Consider the following 1,653-nt stretch of genomic DNA (forward strand, 5'->3'; position numbering starts at 1 on the left):
GCACCCAGCTCGCCGACATCGGCAACAGACCAGCTTTGGTGCGTTCCTTCTTCAAGCATCCAGATGTCGCCTATATTGCTGACCTATGAGTAATCTTTCTGTCCGCGATGTGTCGCGAGGATCTCGCGGTGAACCGAACCGCGTAGCGCTTCACGTGGAACCCTCGCGACAATGTGCACACAAGAAGCGGCGCGGCGAAAATCGTTGTAGGGCATGGGAAGATCGCCAGCTTTTACCGTTCACAGCCGGCACCGCCACCCGACCTCAATCTCACCATCACTGCGTCCTGCGCCGAATCGAGCCGGGTGCTCGCCGCCGGAAAGAAGTCTTCAGAGAAACAATGGATACGAGGAGAATGGACCTAAAAACCTGGTTTCAGAGACTGACGGACGTCACTTCTGCCGCGAGAACGCAGGAAGTTCTGAGGGAAGCGCTGCCGGATCTCGTGGAGGAATTGGGCTTTGACTGCTACGCCTATCTCTACATCCAGCCATCCAGAACTTATGCCTACTCGAATTATTCGCCGAAGTGGCTGAAGCACTATTTCGACAGCGACTACACGACGATTGATCCGGTCGTAAAAACCGCCAGCACGACTTTGCGCGCATTCACCTGGTGCTCCGGAGGCTCCCGCCATTCGGAAACGAAGGAGGTTCGGCGCTTCTATTCCGAGGCCGGCGACTTCGGGATCAGATCGGGTATCAGCATCCCGATACGGACCGCCTGCCGGCACATGTCAATGCTGACGCTCGCATCGAGCAAACCGTCCTTGACCCTCGATAAGGATATCGATCAGATCGCCGCCGTCACGGCGGTCGCGTTCCTGCATGCCAAGCTTGAAGCACACAATGTGAAGCCGACCGCGCAGCCAACTTTCGAGCTGACGGCCAAGCAGACCCTCTGCCTCAAATGGTCGGCTGAGGGAAAGCCGATGAAGTCGATCGCCAGCCTCGAAAACATGTCGTTCGCGACCGTGAATTTTCATCTCAACAACGCCCGCAAGGTGCTCGATGCGGGAAGTCTCGCCCAAGCCACGGCACTCGCGACGAAGCTCGGCCTGATCTGACCGCATCCTCAATCGGCCGGCATAGTCGGTACGTATAACTCGGCAATGTCGCGAAGGAGGCGATGCTTGTGGATTGCCTCGACGACAATCGTTTCGAGGATGTCTTTCGGAAGGTTCGCTGTCAGTCCGACGATCGGTCGCAAGGCTGTCTGCGCTTCTCCCGTGCGATCTTCTCCAGAAATACCCATTGTTCCAATTCTGTGCACGGCGTCCGCGGTGCGCCCGGGCCAACAAATATCCTTTGACCCCAAGCCGAGGTGGAAAATCGAGCAAAGTCGGCCCCCATGACCTTAAGGATTCGAGCGAGACCTTCACGCCCGAGCGCCGTCGAGACCGGTCCCAGCAAGCTGGAGAACCCGATGAACTATGTCTTTGCGGTATTCATCTGGCACGACTTCACCATCAATGAGTAGCAGTTCAAGACCATGCGCAAGCGCCCAGAGAAATAGTCCCGCAATCGGCAGCTCAGCGTCAGACAGCCGCTTCTCCAGGTTGAACTGCAGAGAAATCGTGAGCGTCACGAGAGGATCGCCGTGCCCGGCCTTGACTTGCGCGGAATGCTTTGGATTGCCCGATCGGGGTGATTG

At 57.2% G+C, this 1,653-nt stretch carries 2 protein-coding genes and 1 pseudogene; 1 reads left to right on the plus strand and 2 read right to left on the minus strand.

All coding sequences use genetic code 11. From position 1 onward, the window contains the following. Positions 1-355 precede the first annotated feature (355 nt). Positions 356-1,066 carry an autoinducer binding domain-containing protein gene (locus AC5ZGW_RS46190; protein ID WP_130231924.1) on the plus strand — a complete coding sequence of 237 codons (711 nt, stop codon included), beginning with the start codon at positions 356-358 and terminating at the stop codon, positions 1,064-1,066. A gap of 8 nt (positions 1,067-1,074) precedes the next feature. On the opposite strand, the gene AC5ZGW_RS46195 is transcribed toward AC5ZGW_RS46190, so the two are convergent. After that, positions 1,075-1,254: a transcriptional repressor TraM gene (locus AC5ZGW_RS46195; protein WP_130231922.1), complete on the minus strand. Its 180-nt coding sequence runs from the start codon at positions 1,252-1,254 to the stop codon at positions 1,075-1,077. A gap of 123 nt (positions 1,255-1,377) precedes the next feature. Further along, positions 1,378-1,653: pseudogene (locus AC5ZGW_RS46200) on the minus strand (hypothetical protein); the annotation flags it as partial.

It is taken from the genome of Bradyrhizobium sp. Crot121, assembly GCF_059512385.1.